Genomic DNA, 14,479 nt, shown 5'->3' with positions numbered 1-14,479 from the left:
CCTATTTGAGATAGCCTTTGAAATAGTCGAGCGAAGACATGCCGTCCGCTTCGAGATTGGCTTCGACCGCGCGAGTCGCGGCCTGGCCGAACTCGAGCGGACTCATGCTTCGCGGCGCGGCGCCGAGGTCGGCGACCAGCGCGTCGAAGCCGTGGCGGAAGCGCTGGTCCTCACGGCGCATCTCGAACGGCAAGGGGTAGCGCACCACGTAGCGGAAGTTGCCGACCGGCTTGCCGATCATCGGGATGCGCCCGATGACGCGGTGACGCTCCCCGTTCGAGATCGCGAACAAGCGCGTAAGCGTCTGCGCCACCGCACCGCGATCATCGTGGCCGCGCCGGTCGCGGTCGATGATATCGATCAGGATGCGCCCAGGCTCGGCGCATATGCAAAGGACCGCGTCGGGCGAAACGGGCGGTGGCCAGCGCTCGCCGCGCCGGCGGGCCTTGAACAGCTCCCATCCAACGAAGACCGGCATGCGAAGGGCCATGCCGCGCTCTACCTCGCAATCCTTATCAAATTGCGCATCGCCTCCCGCCTAGCGAACCCGCGTGAAATGGTTGGTCCGCATCACCGGCTGGCCGTCGCGGAAATAGACCGCGACCTCGGTCATCGTCTTGCCGTCGGGCGCGACCGCATAGATACGGGTCGATGCCGGGATGCCGCCCTTGGCCAGCGCCATGATCATCACGTTCGCCTCGGGCAGGCGTGCGGCAGTCGTGTCCGCCTCGAAATTGCCCGCCACCGGCACCGGGGTACCGTCGAGCGGATAGACGCTCTCGGCATGATCCTTCGTTCCATCCGGGCGCAGCACGACCACATCGGCGCGCCATTTGCCGCCGCCGGCATCGCTATAGGTGATGGTGACGCTCTTGGGCCGCGCTTCGGGAGGCATCGGCAGGCGCGTGAGATCGACGGACCAGCTGCCCAGTAGCGGCGAAGCGGTCTGCGCCGAAGCCGGCGCCGCCATGGCCGTACCGGTCAGCAACAGGGTTGCTACAAACGCCTTCATATGCTCTCTCCTAAGTGACTCGACTCGATGATATATTGTATCATCACTCAAATCAATGGATCGCTCAACCTTCGTACGCGATTATTCGATCGGCAGCGTCAGCCCGACCTTGGTCCGTCCCATCACCACCGAGGTGCGGAACCGCCGCACATTCTCGTCGCCGAAGAACAGCCGCCGTGTCAGCTCCTCGAACTCGGCCATATCGCGAGTAACGCAGACCAGCACGAAATCCGCCTCCCCCGTCACATAATAGCATTGCTGGACATGCGGCTCGCGCAGCGCCTTGCGGCGGAACGCGTCCAGCTGGTCGATCCGCTCACGCTCGAGCTCGACCATGATGACGAAACTCATGCCCAGCCCGACCGCCAACGGGTCGATCACGGCCACCTCACGCGCGATCACCCCATTCTCGCGCAACCGCCGCAACCGCCGCTGCACCGACGCCGGCGAAAGGCCCGTCTCATCCGCCAGCGTGTTGATCGCGATGCCGCTGTCCGCCTGAAGCAGCGCCAGCAACTTGCGGTCGGCGAGGTCGAGATCGATGGCCATGATCGGTTCCAATCAATATTCGGCAGATTCTGATCTCAATCGATCAAACTTTGCCACTGATCGCTCATCCCACGCGATCATGGGCCATTATCTGCATGTCTCAACGCAAGGAGACAAGCATTGCTCGACCATCTTGAGATCAAGACCCCCGACCTCGCGCGTACGCTGCACTTCTATGCCACGCTGCTCGCCCCCCTCGGCTACCGGCTGACGGTGGATGGCGCAGCAAAGGGCTTTGGCGATGGCAAGTCGCTCGACTTCTTCCTCGTGGAAGGCGACGCCTCGGAAAATGTCCATTTCGCCTTCACCGCGCCCGACCGGCCCGCAGTCGATGCGATCTATGCCATCGGACGCGATGCCGGCTTCGTGCTCGACCGCGCACCCGCGCTCGCCCCGCATATCCACCCCGACTATTATGCCGGTTATCTGCGCGATCCCGACGACCGGCTGGTCGAATTTGTATGCCACGCCCCGGTCTAGCGCCGGGGCATCACCCTATTGTGCCGCCGGGCACCCCGTCGCATCGGCGCCACGCTTGAGGACGATGTTGCCCCATTTGGTGTTGCCCTTCGGCGCGGGGACAGCGTCATGCTGCTCTCCACCGGACTTGCGCACGGTGAGCGTGGCCTTCGGTATATGCTTGCCCGATCCGCTCGGCGTCGGCGTGGGGCTCGGCGTCGGCGTTGCCTTGGCGAGCATGCAGCCTTCGTCCTTGTCCGCCCGTACCGTATCCTGGGTCATTGCCAGCCCCGCAGTGCCGGTCGTCGCCATCAGCCCGATCAGAAATGCCGTTCGCATCGCATCCTCCCGATTGACCGCCACCCGCATATCACAGTGCCCACCCCGCCGCGATGCTTGACCCCGGCGCCGCGCCGGACGATTCCAGGCCCATGGGGCAATCACTCGCGCAGCGCATCCGCATCGAATCGCACACCGTCTGGCTGGCCGCGCGCGATCCCCGCACGCCGCTCTTCGCCAAGCTCGTCGGACTGCTGGTCGCCGCCTATGCGCTCTCGCCGATCGACCTGATCCCGGACTTCATCCCGGTGCTCGGCCTGCTTGACGATGCGGTGCTGATCCCGGCTGGCGTGTGGCTGTTCGCCCGCCTCGTCCCGCCGCAACTGATGGCGGAACATCGCGCAACCGCCGAAGCCGCAGCGTCACGCCCGGTGAGCAGATGGGGCATCGCCATCGTCCTCGCCATCTGGGTCCTGAGCGCTCTCATCGCCTATGAATTCGTGATGCTGAGCTACGACTGAATCCGCGGCCCCGGCCATTCGGGGCGCGGATCGGCGCATTCCAGCGTCATGCTCTCGCCCTCGGTCGCGCGGACCGGCAGCCGCCCCGGGTCGAAGCCGTCGAGGCAGAAGATGTTGACGCCGAAATGGTCGGGGGCCGCGCGCTTGCGGTGAAAGACATAGATGCCACAGCGGCCGCAGAAATAATGCTTCGCCCGGCGGGTGTTCCACTCATAGAGCGTCAGATGTTCTTCCCCGGCGTCGATCCGCAAATCGGCCTCGGGTATTTTGGTCATCAGCGCGTTACGCTTGACGCACAGCGAGCAGTCGCAGGTGGTCAGCTCGACCGGATCGCTCAGCAGGGTGAAGCGAACCGCTCCGCAATGGCAGGAACCGGGATGCGCGATCTCGCTCATCCCGCTCCCTCATTCGCCGTGCTTGGCGATCCATTCTTCCAGCACCGGTGCGATCTTGGTGCGCCACTTGCTGCCGTTGAAGATGCCGTAATGGCCCACCGCGGGCGCCATATGATATTTCTTCATCTTCGCGGGCAGGCCGGTGGCAATGGTCAGCGCCGCCTTGGTCTGGCCGAGGCCCGAGATATCGTCGCGCTCGCCCTCGACCGCCAGCAGTGCGGTGTCGGTGATCGCACCCGGATCGACCCGGCGGCCGCGATGCATCATCTCGCCCTTGGGCAGCGAATGCGCCTGGAACACGACATCGATCGTCTGGAGGTAGAATTCGGCGGTCATGTCGCAAACGGCGCGATATTCGTCATAGAAGCGCATCGTCGAATCCGCGCTCTCGCCGTCGCCCTTCACCAGATGCTTGAACATCTCCCAGTGCGAAATCATGTGGCTGCCCAGATTCATCGTCATGAACCCGGCGAGTTGCAGGAAGCCCGGATAGACCCGCCGTCCCGCGCCCGGATAGGTCGCCGGCACGGTCGCGATGACGTTCTGCGCGAACCAGGCGTGCGGACGCTCGGTCGCCAGCGTGTTGACCGCGGTCGGCGCCTCGCGCGTGTCGATCGGCCCGCCCATCATCGTCAGCGTGCGCGGACGGTTGGGATGCTTGTCCGCGTTCATCAGCGCGACTGCGGCGTAGACCGGGACTGAGGGCTGGCACACGGCCAGGACGTGCGGGCGCGCATCACCCTCTGCCCCGATCGCTTCCATGAACTCGATCACATAATCGACATAGTCGTCGAGGTCGAAGCGTCCGTCGCTGAGCGGCACCTGCCGCGCGTCGCGCCAGTCGGTGATGTAGACGTCGGCGGTCGGGAGCATCCGCTCGACCGTACCGCGCAGCAGCGTCGCGAAGTGGCCGCTCATCGGTGCGACGATCAGCAGCTTGGGACCGCCTTCGACGCCATCCCGGACGAATCGCTTGAGCTGGCCGAACGGCTTGCGCAGCACGATCTCCTCGCGAACAGCGATTCGCTGGCCGTCGATCGTCGTGAAATCGAGCCCGAAATGCGGCTTGCCGCGCGGCGCGGCGGCGTGGGCGAACACCTCCAGCGCTGAAGCGACGATCGGTCCGCCGCCGAAATAAGCAAAGGGATTGGCGGGATTATTCAGCAGCCCGGCACTGAAATTGGCCAGCGCGCTGGCGCCGGCCAGCATCGAACGCTGCATCTCATAAGCATCATACAACATCGGTCGTTACTGTCCCCGCCCGGTCCCTACCGTCTGACAACGGTGGCAGCGGGTTATAGCGGCCGGGTGCTGCGGTGCAATGTCCATCCATACCCAATGTTCGAGGTGGGAAGGATGTTCCCTTGTCGTCCAGTTCCCGCTACGCGCCGCGCATGGCCGAGCCTGCCCCGAAGCCCGCGACTCCCTCCACCCCGCGCAAGCTGTCGAGCCTGCGCATCGTGTGGCAGCATACCACCCGCTACCCGCTCCAGCTCGGATTCGCGATTGTCGCGCTGATCCTGGCAGCGGGCGCGACCTTGTGGATCCCGCGCACCTTCAAGGAGGTGGTCGACAAGGGCTTCGGCGCCAACGCCGACCCCAGCCAGATCGGCGCCTATTTCCAGGGGCTGCTGCTGGTCGTCGTGGTGCTCGCCTTCGCGACCGCGATGCGCTTCTACTTCGTCTCCTGGCTGGGCGAGCGCACCGTCGCCGACCTGCGCGCCGCCGTCCATCGCAACCTGCTGCGCCTTCCGCCCAAATGGTTCGAGGAGAACCGCCCGTCCGAGATCGCCAGCCGGCTCACCGCCGACACCGCGGTAGTCGAACAGATCGTCGGCACCACCGTCTCGGTGGCGTTGCGCAACCTGCTGATCGCGATCGGCGGCACCATCTATCTCTTCGTCCTCGCGCCCAAGATCGCCGCCTATCTGATCATCGGCATCCCGGTGATCGTGCTGCCGATCATGTGGCTCGGCGGCCGCGTGCGCCGCTTCTCACGCACCAGCCAGGATCGCGTCGCCGATATCGGTGCCATCGCCTCCGAAACCCTTGGCGCGATGCGCATCGTCCAGGCCTTCGGGCAGGAAAGACGCGAGGGCGAGCGCTTCCAGACCGCCGTCGATGCCGGCTTCGCGACCGCACGCAAGCGCTTCGCCACCCGTGCGTTGATGACCGCGCTCGTCATTTTCGCGCTGTTCACCGCGATCACCCTCATCATGTGGGACGCGGTCTATGGCGTGGCCGAGGGCCGCATCTCGGGCGGCTCGATCACCGCCTTCGTCATCACCGCAGGCCTCGTCACCGGCGCATTCGGCGCGCTGACCGAAGTCTATGGCGACCTGCTCCGCGCCTCAGGCGCCGCCAGCCGCCTCGCCGAACTGCTCGCGCAGGAACCCGACATCGCCGCCCCCGCCAATCCGGTCCCGCTGCCCGTCCCGCCGCTGGGCGGACTCGATTTCGAGAACGTCACCTTCCGCTACCCCACCCGTCCCGAAGTCTCGGCACTCCACCAATTCACCTTGTCGGTGGCGCCGGGTGAAACCGTCGCAGTCGTCGGCCCTTCGGGCGCCGGCAAGTCGACGCTCTTCCAGCTCGTCCAGCGCTTCTACGATCCCGAGGGTGGCGAAGTCCGCGTCGACGGGGTCCCGGTCCGCTCCGCCGATCCTGGCGAAGTGCGCGCACGCATGGCGATGGTCCCGCAGGAGACGGTGATCTTCGCCGCCACCGCGCGCGATAATCTCCGCTACGGCCGCTGGGACGCTACGGAAGAGCAGATCTGGCAGGCCGCCGAGGCCGCCAACGCCGCCGAATTCCTGCGCGAGCTGCCCGACGGCCTCGACACCTTCCTCGGCGAAGACGGCGCACGCCTGTCGGGCGGCCAGCGCCAGCGCCTCGCCATCGCGCGGGCACTGCTGCGCGACGCGCCGATCCTGCTGCTCGACGAGGCGACCAGCGCGCTCGATGCCGAAAGCGAACGCCTGGTCCAGAATGCGCTCGAGCATCTCATGCAGGGCCGAACCACCCTCGTCATCGCCCACCGGCTCGCCACTGTCCGCGCGGCGAAACGCATCATCGTGATGGACGAGGGGCGCATTGTCGAAACCGGGACGCATGCGGAACTGGTAGCGCAGGGCGGTCTCTACGCGCGGCTGGCAAGTCTGCAGTTCAGCGAAACGGCCTGAGGCGCGGCACGCGACGCGTGCGCGTCAGATATGGGTCGACAATGGAGGCGTCGATGCGCCGGCATCATTGACAACCCGTTCACGATGTTCATTCTTTCCCTTCGGTACCTGCGTTCTTGGGGGATGACGCATGACCGATTCGTTTCCGGAACAATATCGCGGCCGCATAGGCCATCGGCGTCTCGGCCGATGCGCCGGCCTGTTGCTTCTGCTTACCGCTCTGTCCGCCTGCGCCTCGATCAAGGGACGTCCTGAGGCGATCACGACCGCGGACGCGACGGGCAGGGTGTGTCCATCGGACGCACAGATCACCAGCTTCAACGCAATGGACCCGGGCGAGGCACGGGCAGCCTATCGCGACTATGTCATCGCGATGTGCATCAGCGCCTATAACAAACGCTACAGCGCGTTCACCTCAGCGCTGTCCCAGGAATCGGTGTCGACCAACCTGGCCGTCAACATCGCATCGGCCACGCTGACGACCTTGTCGGGTATCGCCGCACCCAAGACGGCAAAGCGGTTGGGCACCGGCGCCGCGGTGGCGCTCGGGATCGGTGCCGCAGTGAACAAGGACGTGTTCTACAGCGCCACTCTGCCGGCACTGCTGACCGCGATCGATGCCAAGCGATCGACAATCCTCAGCCAGATCGTCGCCGCGCAAAAGGCGGACCGCGCGGGCATTTCCTATTCTCTCTCCCGTGCCGTCATCGACCTTGATCGCTACGAAGACGCCGGCACGCTGAACGCGGGGCTCAACGAACTCAACAAGGCCGCAGCCGCTGCGGCTCAAGCCGCCGGAACCGAGCTCGCCGCGGCGCAGGAATTCACCGCAGTGGTGCTCAAGGACGATGTGACGACCCGGGCCGCGGCGCTGACCAGAAAGGTACGCGCGCTCAAGACGGATGCCGACAAGCCGAAGCTGGATATACTGGCAAGCAAGCTTGGCCTGACGCCCAACGCTGCCGATACGCCAGCGACCAAGATCGGAAATATCGTCCTCGCCATCGTCACGCGCGTGAACACGCCCGTCGAAGCCGATCAGGTCGCAGCCATCGCAAAGCTCGAGACAGACCTCAACCCGCTGTTCTGACAGGAGCATCCCATGTCCGTGGAGAATGCAGTCGAGATCGTCGCCAAGGTCGCCGCGTCGGCGACGCTGGACGACATCAACCGCATCGTCGGCCAGAATGAAGAGATCATCGGCCCCCTGACCAATATCGGTAATGAAAAGGGGATGACGACCCTTAATTTTGCGGTGGGTGACGCGCCTGCGACGCGCGCGGCGATCCGACCCGACAAGGAAGGCAAGCCCGACCTGCCCGATGAAGCCAAACTCATCGATACGGACCTGATCTTCGTGGTCGGTACGCTGACCCTCTGCTCCGCGAGCCGCGCTTAGCCCCGCCGCGAGCAAGCCCAGAACCTCAGGCTATGGGCCCAGAACCTCTCGCGCGTTGCTGCCCTGCCCCCCGCCCTGCATAGTCCCGGCAGGGTTTGGCGGGGGTATCCATGAACCAGAATCTGTCGCGCCGGCAGCTCATCGGCGGCGCACTCGCAAGCGGCCTCGCCGTCCGGACGGCCTCCGCCGCGAGGCCCGCCACCCTGTTCCGCGAAGTCATGCTGGTCGACGGCACCGGCGCCCCGCCGCGCCTTGCCGACGTCCTCGTCAGCGGAGACCGCATCGCCGGTATCACCCCGCCTTCGCCAACCCCCGTCATCGGCGCGCGCGTCGTCGCGGGCGAGGGCCGCATCCTCGCCCCGGGCTTCATCGACACCCACACGCATGGCGATCCGCTGACCGACTCCTATGACGGCTTTCTCGCCATGGGCGTCACCACGATCACGCTCGGCGTCGATGGCGGCGGCCCGCGGATCAAGGACGATCCGGACCTGCGTGGCTGGATGCGCGCCGCCGACCGCGCCCAGCTCGACCTCAACGTCGTCACCCTCGCCAGCCACGGCACGCTGCGCCGCGCCGCCGACATCCCGGACTCGGTGCGCCGCCCCGATGCCGCCGCCCTCGTCCGCCTCGAAGCCCAGCTCGACGCCGAGCTCCGCGCAGGCGCCTTCGGCCTCACCTATGGCCTCGAATATGTCCCCGGCATCTATTCGGAGACCGCCGAACTCGCAGCACTTGGCCGCGTCGTCGCGCGTCATGGCGGCGTGGTGATGAGCCATATGCGCTCCGAGAATGACGAAGAGATCGAGACATCGATCGACGAGCTGATCGCCTCGGCAGGCCCCGCGCGCCCGCATATCTCCCATCTCAAGGTGGTGTTCGGCAAAGGCGAGGCCCGTGCCCGCGCCCTGCTCGACTTCCTCGCCGCCAAGCGCCGTGCCGGAATCGATCTCACCGCCGACGCCTATCCCTATAGTGCCGGCTTTACCGGCATCGCGATCCTCTTCCCCGAATGGGCGCTGCCGCCGACCGATTACGGCGCCATCCTCGCCACCCGCCGGCAGGAGCTGCGCGACTATCTCGAAAAGCGGATGATCCGCCGCGGCGGGCCGGAGAAGCTGCTGCTCGGCACCGGCAAGCATGCCGGCAAGACGGTGGCGCAGGCATCGCAGGAAGCGGGCCTCGCCTTTCCCGACTTCCTGATCCAGCTCGGCCCCCGCGGCGGATCGGGCGCGCATTTCACGATGGATCAGGCGCTGCAGGACGTGCTGCTGCTCGATCCGATGGTGGCGATTTCGACCGATGGCGGCCCGGCCCAGCGGCACCCGCGCTCGACCGGCACCTATGCGAAGCTGATCGAGGACTATGTCGTGAAGACCCGCCGGCTCCCGATCGAGGAAGCGGTGCGCAAGGCCACCAGCTTCCCCGCCCGCATCCTGCGCCTGCCCGATCGTGGCACGATCCGCCCCGGTACAAAGGCCGATCTGATCCTGTTCGATCCTGCCAAGGTCCATGCCCGCTCGACCTATCTCGATCCCTTCGCCCGCGCGCACGGCTTCGATCTGGTGATGGTCAATGGCCAGGCCGCGTTCGAGAATGGCCAGCGCGTGGGCCGCCCCGGCCGCCTGCTGCGCGCGACACCGAAAGGCTGAACGCTTCGGCTTGACGTTTCTATATTTCGAGAATAATCGAATTATAGAAACACCGGAGACCAGCCATGAAGCGCCTTCACCTGCACGTCAGCGTCCCGGAGATCGAGCCCGCGATCGCCTTCTACAGCACGTTGTTCGACGCCCCGCCCTCAGTGGTGAAGGACGATTATGCCAAGTGGATGCTCGAGGATCCGCGCGTCAATCTCGCCATTTCCTCGCGCGCCCGCGCCACCGGCATCGATCATGTCGGGGTCCAGACCGACAGCGCCGCCGAACTCGGCGAACTCGCCGCGCGGCTGAAGGCTGCGGGTGCGCAGACCTTCGATCAGGAAGCGACCACCTGCTGCTACGCCAATTCGGACAAGTCCTGGGTGACGGACACTGCAGGTGTCCGATGGGAAACCTTCTTCACCCATGGCGACGCCACCGCCTATGGCGAAGATGAGGTGATCCCGGATGCCTCCGGCGCCTGTTGCGCGCCCAGGGCCGCCTCCAAGCCGGCCTGCTGCTGATGCAGCTGCCAACCGCCGTCGATGCGCTGTCCGCGCTCGCTCATGCCAGCCGCCTCGCCGTATTCCGCCTGCTCGTCCGCGCCGGTGCTGAAGGTCTTCCCGCGGGGGAGGTCGCGCGCGAGATCGGCCTGTTGCCCAACACCCTCTCCACGCATCTGACGATCCTCGGCAACGCCGGACTCGTCCGATCGCGCCGAGAGGGCCGGTCGGTCATCTATTCGGCCGACTATGACGGAATGCGCGATCTGCTCGGCTTCCTCGTCGCCGATTGCTGCGGCGGGCGCCCGGAGATCTGCGGCGATCTGTCGCTGTCGGTCTGCTGCGAACCGGAGCCGCAGGCATGAGCAACGAGGCCAAGCCAGGCATCGGGACATTCGAGCGCTATCTGACCCTGTGGGTGGCGCTCTGCATCGTCGCCGGTATCGCGCTGGGGCACTTCGCTGCCCCGATCTTCGCAGCGATCGGCGCGGCAGAAGTAGCAAGCGTCAATCTTCCGGTCGCCGTTCTGGTCTGGCTGATGATCGTCCCCATGCTGCTGAAGATCGACTTCGGCGCCCTCACACAGGTGCGGCGCCAATGGCGCGGGGTCGGCGTCACCCTGTTCGTGAACTGGGCGATCAAACCGTTCTCGATGGCACTCCTCGCGACCCTGTTCATCGGATGGCTGTTCGCACCGCTGCTGCCCGCCGGCGAAATCCCATCCTATATCGCCGGACTGATCCTGCTTGCCGCCGCACCCTGCACCGCGATGGTCTTTGTGTGGTCGAACCTCTGCGGCGGCGATCCCGCCTATACGCTGAGCCAGGTTGCCCTGAACGACCTGCTGATGGTCGTCCTGTTCGCGCCGATCGTCGGACTGCTGCTCGGCATCGCATCCGTTACCGTGCCCTGGGCGACCCTGTTGCTGTCGGTCGCGCTCTACATCCTTGCTCCGGTGTTGATCGCCCAGCTTCTGCGCCGCACCGTGCTTGCGAGCGGTGGCCAGCCCGCGCTCGACCTGCTGCTCGCGCGGCTTGGCCCCCTGTCGCTGGCCGCGTTGCTCGCAACGCTGGTGCTGCTCTTCGGATTTCAGGGAGAAGCGATCGTCGGACAACCGCTGGTCATCCTATTGCTCGCGGTTCCGATCCTGATTCAGGTCTATCTGAATGCCGGCCTTGCCTATGTGCTGAACCGCATGACGGGCGAAGCGCATTGCGTTGCCGGCCCTTCCGCGCTGATCGGCGCGAGCAATTTCTTCGAACTCGCCGTCGCCGCTGCAATCGGGCTGTTCGGCCTCAAATCCGGCGCCGCGCTCGCCACCGTGGTGGGCGTACTGATCGAAGTTCCCGTCATGCTGTCCGTCGTCGCGATCGTGAACCGCTCCAAGGGTTGGTACGAACGCGGCACGGCCGTCACCCGGTCCGATACTGTGTTGAAAGCCTGAGCCATGACCGGCGCCTTCCCCATTACCATCTATCACAACCCCGATTGCGGCACCTCGCGCAACACGCTCGCGATGATTCAGGCGGCCGGGTACACGCCACGCGTCATCGAGTACCGCACCGCCGGCTGGACGCGGCCGCAGCTTGACGCGCTGCTCGCGGCGATGGGTGTGACCCCACGCGATATCCTGCGCGAAAAGGGGACGCCCGCGGCGGAGCTTGACCTGCTCGGCGGCTCGGTGCCGGACGAAACGATCCTCGAAGCGATGATCGCGCATCCGATTCTGGTCAACCGGCCGATCGTGGAGACGCCGCGGGGCACGAAGCTGTGCCGCCCGTCCGAAACCGTGCTCGGCCTTCTGGATCGCAAGCCCGGCGTCTTCACCAAGGAAGACGGGGAAGTGGTACGCCCCTAACCCCGCGCCAGCAGGATCGCGAGAATGGCGAGGAGGGTCCCCAGCACGATCGCGATCACCTGTTTCGGGTTCCGCTTGCGCTTGCGGCCATGCCCCATGCGGTCGAGATCGAACCAGTAATAGGCCGGCTGCGCCTCGCGGATCACGCCCGTCGCACGCAGCTGATCGAACGCCTTGCGCTCCACCGGGCCCGACGGCGCATATTCGATCGCATCGCCGGGCGCGAACGCACGATGATCGGCGAAATGCCGCTGGACCCGAAACTGCCCCAGATCTGACGAACCGCCAAGCGGCATCCCTACGCTTCCTTCGCTTTCACGCCGCCGATAGTCGGGAACCCGCCGGGCGGTTTCAAGAGCGATGAAGCATCGGGCCGGTCCCAGCTTGAGCAGGCGAAAGAATCTGCTGCTCTCGCCTGGCGGCGCAATGCGGCTAAAGGCTGTCCGCGATGCCCTTTCGCTTCTTCCGCCCGATCCTTGCCGGCGCACGCCCGGTCGACCGCATCGTCGCCTGTGTCGGCGCGGCAATCTGCCTTGCGCTCACGGTGTTCATCTGTGCGCAGCTTCCGCTCGCGGCGGCGGATCTGCCGCTGATCGTCGCGCCGATGGGCGCGTCGGCGGTCCTGATCTTTGCCGTGCCCGCCAGCCCGCTCGCCCAGCCCTGGCCGGTGGTCGGCGGCAACACCATCTCCGCGCTCGTCGGCGTCGCGGTGTTTCAGCACATTCCCGATCCGATGCTCGCCGCGGGTCTTTCGGTCGGGCTCGCGATCCTCGCCATGTCGGCCTGCCGATGCCTCCACCCGCCGGGCGGCGCCGCCGCGCTCACGGCGGTGATCGGCAGCCAGGGCATCCATGCCGCGGGCTATGCCTTTGCCTTCGCGCCGGTCGCGATCAACTCGATCGCCCTCGTCGCGCTGGCCATGCTCTTCCACCGCGTGTCGGGGCACAGCTATCCGCACGTCCCCGTTCCGGTCGACGCCAGCGCACAGGGTCTGCACCTCGACGATATCGACAAGGCGCTCGCCGAATTGCCGGACAGTTTCGACATCAGCCGCGCGGATCTCGATGTGCTTCTCTCCAAGGCGGAATCCCACGCGATCACCCGCCGCCGCAAGCGCTGATCCTTCCTATTTGCGATATCGGGTATGGATGGACCAACCTAGCCGTGCCATAAACTTTGGGAACAAAGGTACGCCCCAGAGGAGAGGGTAATGGCACGCGAATTCGATCTGATCGTCTATGGCGCCACGGGCTTCACCGGCCGCCTCGTCGCCGAATATCTGGCACAGCGCTACGGTGACGGCAGCGTCAGCTGGGCGATGGCGGGCAGATCGCTCACCAAGCTCGAGCAGGTGCGCGACGAGATCGGCGCGCCGGCCTCGACCCCGCTCATCGCCGCCAATGCCGACGATCCGTCGGCGCTTCGCGCAATGACCGGGCGGGCCAAGGTCGTGATCTCAACGGTCGGCCCCTATCAGCTCTACGGCAACGATCTGGTCGCCGCCTGTGTCGAGACCGGCACCGGCTATGTCGATCTGTGCGGCGAGCCCAACTGGATGCATGACATCATCGCGCGGCACGATGCCGCAGCGAAGGCGAGCGGCGCGCGCATCGTCCTGTCGTGCGGCTTCGATTCGATCCCCTTCGACCTTGGCGTCTGGACCGTGCAGCAGGCGGCAAGGGCGAAGTTCGGCCAGCCTGCGCCGCGCGTGAAGGGCCGCGTGCGCAAGATGCAGGGCACCTTCTCGGGCGGCACCTTCGCCAGCGGCAAGGCGACCGCAGCCGCCGCAGCGAAGAACCCTGCGGTGTTCAAGGTGCTGCTCGATCCCTTCGCGCTCACCCCCGGCTTCACCGGCCCTGATCAGCCCAAGGGCATCATGCCCGAATATGACGAAGCGGTCGGCGGCTGGGTTGCGCCGTTCATGATGGCGGTGATCAACACCAAGAACATCCACCGCACCAATTTCCTCGCCCACCACCCCTATGGCCGCGACTTCCGCTATGACGAGATGATGGTCGCCCCCGGGCTCGGCGATCTCGGCAAGGCCGCAGCCGAGGCGATCGCGAAGATGAATCCGATGAACTCGGACAAGGGCCCTGCGCCGGGCGAAGGCCCGTCGAAGGCGGAGCGCGAGGCCGGTTTCTACGAGATCGACTTCATCGCCGAAATGCCCGACGGCCAGCGCCTGACGGCCACCGTCACCGGCGACCGCGACCCCGGCTATGGCTCGACCAGCAAGATGATCGCTGAGGCGGCACTTTGCCTGCTGCGCGATGTCGATGGCGGGGGCGGCGTCTGGACTCCGGGCGCGCTGATGGCCGAGCCGCTCAAGGCCCGGCTCGAGGCCAATGCCGGGTTGACCTTCAGCGTCGCCTAATCGGCGTAGAACAGCATCGCGACCGCTGCGAGCAGCACCGACACGGCGATCGCCACCGGCACCAGCTTGCGCCGCCGCTGCTCGACTGCCGCCTCATAGGCGCGCAGGTCGAGCCAGTAATAGGCATGCCCCTCCTTGCGGATCAGCCGCTCGGTGAGCAGCCGGTCGAACGCGGGCTTGAGCTCGGCTGGCGGGGTATAGAGGATCGTATCGTACGGCGTGATGGCATGCTGGGCGCAGAAATGATCGACCAGCTTGCGCCGCGCCCGCCCTGCCGCCGTGATCGCGACCGACTCAACCGCCAT

The 14,479-nt window shown here is 66.0% G+C and carries 20 protein-coding genes; 12 read left to right on the top strand and 8 right to left on the bottom strand.

Annotated elements, in window-relative coordinates:
• Position 1: 1 nt before the first annotated feature.
• The 3 genes from AC07TU_RS05685 to AC07TU_RS05675 all read right to left on the bottom strand — a co-directional run bounded on the left by AC07TU_RS05685 (position 2) and on the right by AC07TU_RS05675 (position 1,561).
• Positions 2-490, bottom strand: a complete 489-nt coding sequence (locus AC07TU_RS05685) for a hypothetical protein (RefSeq protein WP_495186952.1) — start codon at positions 488-490, stop codon at positions 2-4.
• Between the two features lie 48 nt (positions 491-538).
• On the bottom strand, positions 539-1,012 hold the full coding sequence (locus tag AC07TU_RS05680) for a hypothetical protein (protein ID WP_495186951.1): 474 nt from the start codon (positions 1,010-1,012) through the stop codon (positions 539-541).
• 81 nt (positions 1,013-1,093) lie between these two features.
• Complete coding sequence (locus AC07TU_RS05675; RefSeq protein ID WP_495186950.1) at positions 1,094-1,561, bottom strand: Lrp/AsnC family transcriptional regulator; 468 nt, start codon at positions 1,559-1,561, stop codon at positions 1,094-1,096.
• Between the two features lie 120 nt (positions 1,562-1,681).
• Between AC07TU_RS05675 and AC07TU_RS05670 the strand changes: the two genes are divergently transcribed.
• Entirely contained in the window at positions 1,682-2,041 is a 360-nt protein-coding gene (locus tag AC07TU_RS05670) for a VOC family protein (RefSeq protein WP_495186949.1), read from the top strand.
• Positions 2,042-2,056: 15 nt separating this feature from the next.
• Here the strand turns inward: AC07TU_RS05670 and AC07TU_RS05665 are convergent, their stop codons facing one another.
• Entirely contained in the window at positions 2,057-2,359 is a 303-nt protein-coding gene (locus tag AC07TU_RS05665) for a hypothetical protein (protein ID WP_495186948.1), read from the bottom strand.
• 92 nt (positions 2,360-2,451) lie between these two features.
• Between AC07TU_RS05665 and AC07TU_RS05660 the strand changes: the two genes are divergently transcribed.
• Complete coding sequence (locus tag AC07TU_RS05660; RefSeq protein ID WP_495186947.1) at positions 2,452-2,820, top strand: YkvA family protein; 369 nt, start codon at positions 2,452-2,454, stop codon at positions 2,818-2,820.
• Here AC07TU_RS05660 and AC07TU_RS05655 read toward each other — a convergent pair.
• Complete coding sequence (locus AC07TU_RS05655; protein WP_495186946.1) at positions 2,811-3,215, bottom strand: GFA family protein; 405 nt, start codon at positions 3,213-3,215, stop codon at positions 2,811-2,813. The two genes, AC07TU_RS05660 and AC07TU_RS05655, sit on opposite strands and share 10 nt — an antisense overlap.
• 9 nt (positions 3,216-3,224) lie before the next feature.
• Positions 3,225-4,457: a polyhydroxyalkanoate depolymerase gene (locus AC07TU_RS05650; RefSeq protein ID WP_495186945.1), complete on the bottom strand. Its 1,233-nt coding sequence runs from the start codon at positions 4,455-4,457 to the stop codon at positions 3,225-3,227.
• Positions 4,458-4,609: 152 nt separating this feature from the next.
• On the opposite strand from AC07TU_RS05650, the gene AC07TU_RS05645 reads away from it, so the two are divergent.
• From AC07TU_RS05645 to arsC, 8 genes are all read left to right on the top strand, one after another.
• Complete coding sequence (locus tag AC07TU_RS05645) at positions 4,610-6,397, top strand: ABC transporter transmembrane domain-containing protein (protein WP_495187663.1); 1,788 nt, start codon at positions 4,610-4,612, stop codon at positions 6,395-6,397.
• A gap of 202 nt (positions 6,398-6,599) precedes the next feature.
• Positions 6,600-7,487, top strand: coding sequence for a hypothetical protein (locus AC07TU_RS05640; protein WP_495186944.1), 888 nt, complete (start codon positions 6,600-6,602; stop codon positions 7,485-7,487).
• 12 nt (positions 7,488-7,499) lie between these two features.
• Complete coding sequence (locus tag AC07TU_RS05635) at positions 7,500-7,796, top strand: hypothetical protein (protein WP_495186943.1); 297 nt, start codon at positions 7,500-7,502, stop codon at positions 7,794-7,796.
• A 110-nt stretch (positions 7,797-7,906) separates the two neighbouring features.
• Positions 7,907-9,448: an N-acyl-D-amino-acid deacylase family protein gene (locus AC07TU_RS05630; protein WP_495186942.1), complete on the top strand. Its 1,542-nt coding sequence runs from the start codon at positions 7,907-7,909 to the stop codon at positions 9,446-9,448.
• 65 nt (positions 9,449-9,513) lie between these two features.
• Entirely contained in the window at positions 9,514-9,960 is a 447-nt protein-coding gene (locus AC07TU_RS05625) for an ArsI/CadI family heavy metal resistance metalloenzyme (RefSeq protein WP_495186941.1), read from the top strand.
• Positions 9,960-10,304, top strand: coding sequence for an ArsR/SmtB family transcription factor (locus AC07TU_RS05620; RefSeq protein ID WP_495186940.1), 345 nt, complete (start codon positions 9,960-9,962; stop codon positions 10,302-10,304). The genes AC07TU_RS05625 and AC07TU_RS05620 overlap by 1 nt, the downstream gene beginning before the upstream one ends.
• Complete coding sequence (arsB, locus tag AC07TU_RS05615) at positions 10,301-11,383, top strand: ACR3 family arsenite efflux transporter (RefSeq protein ID WP_495186939.1); 1,083 nt, start codon at positions 10,301-10,303, stop codon at positions 11,381-11,383. The genes AC07TU_RS05620 and arsB overlap by 4 nt, the downstream gene beginning before the upstream one ends.
• A 3-nt stretch (positions 11,384-11,386) precedes the next feature.
• Positions 11,387-11,797: an arsenate reductase (glutaredoxin) gene (gene arsC, locus AC07TU_RS05610; protein WP_495186938.1), complete on the top strand. Its 411-nt coding sequence runs from the start codon at positions 11,387-11,389 to the stop codon at positions 11,795-11,797.
• On the opposite strand, the gene AC07TU_RS05605 is transcribed toward arsC, so the two are convergent.
• The gene (locus tag AC07TU_RS05605) at positions 11,794-12,093 is read right to left on the bottom strand and encodes a hypothetical protein (RefSeq protein ID WP_495186937.1); all 300 of its coding nucleotides are present in this window, start codon (positions 12,091-12,093) and stop codon (positions 11,794-11,796) included. The genes arsC and AC07TU_RS05605 overlap by 4 nt on opposite strands.
• Before the next feature lie 152 nt (positions 12,094-12,245).
• Between AC07TU_RS05605 and AC07TU_RS05600 the strand changes: the two genes are divergently transcribed.
• Both AC07TU_RS05600 and AC07TU_RS05595 read left to right on the top strand, forming a co-directional pair.
• Positions 12,246-12,917, top strand: coding sequence for an HPP family protein (locus tag AC07TU_RS05600; protein WP_495186936.1), 672 nt, complete (start codon positions 12,246-12,248; stop codon positions 12,915-12,917).
• Positions 12,918-13,007: 90 nt separating this feature from the next.
• Positions 13,008-14,174, top strand: coding sequence for a saccharopine dehydrogenase family protein (locus AC07TU_RS05595; protein ID WP_495186935.1), 1,167 nt, complete (start codon positions 13,008-13,010; stop codon positions 14,172-14,174).
• Here the strand turns inward: AC07TU_RS05595 and AC07TU_RS05590 are convergent.
• Positions 14,171-14,479 (bottom strand): hypothetical protein, encoded by a 309-nt coding sequence (locus AC07TU_RS05590; RefSeq protein WP_495186934.1) that lies wholly within the window; start codon positions 14,477-14,479, stop codon positions 14,171-14,173. The two genes, AC07TU_RS05595 and AC07TU_RS05590, sit on opposite strands and share 4 nt — an antisense overlap.

The organism is Sphingomonas sp. GW821-FHT03E12, assembly GCF_059420685.1.
The sequence above is the reverse complement of the archived record's forward strand: the minus strand, read 5'-3'. Positions and strand labels throughout refer to the sequence as shown.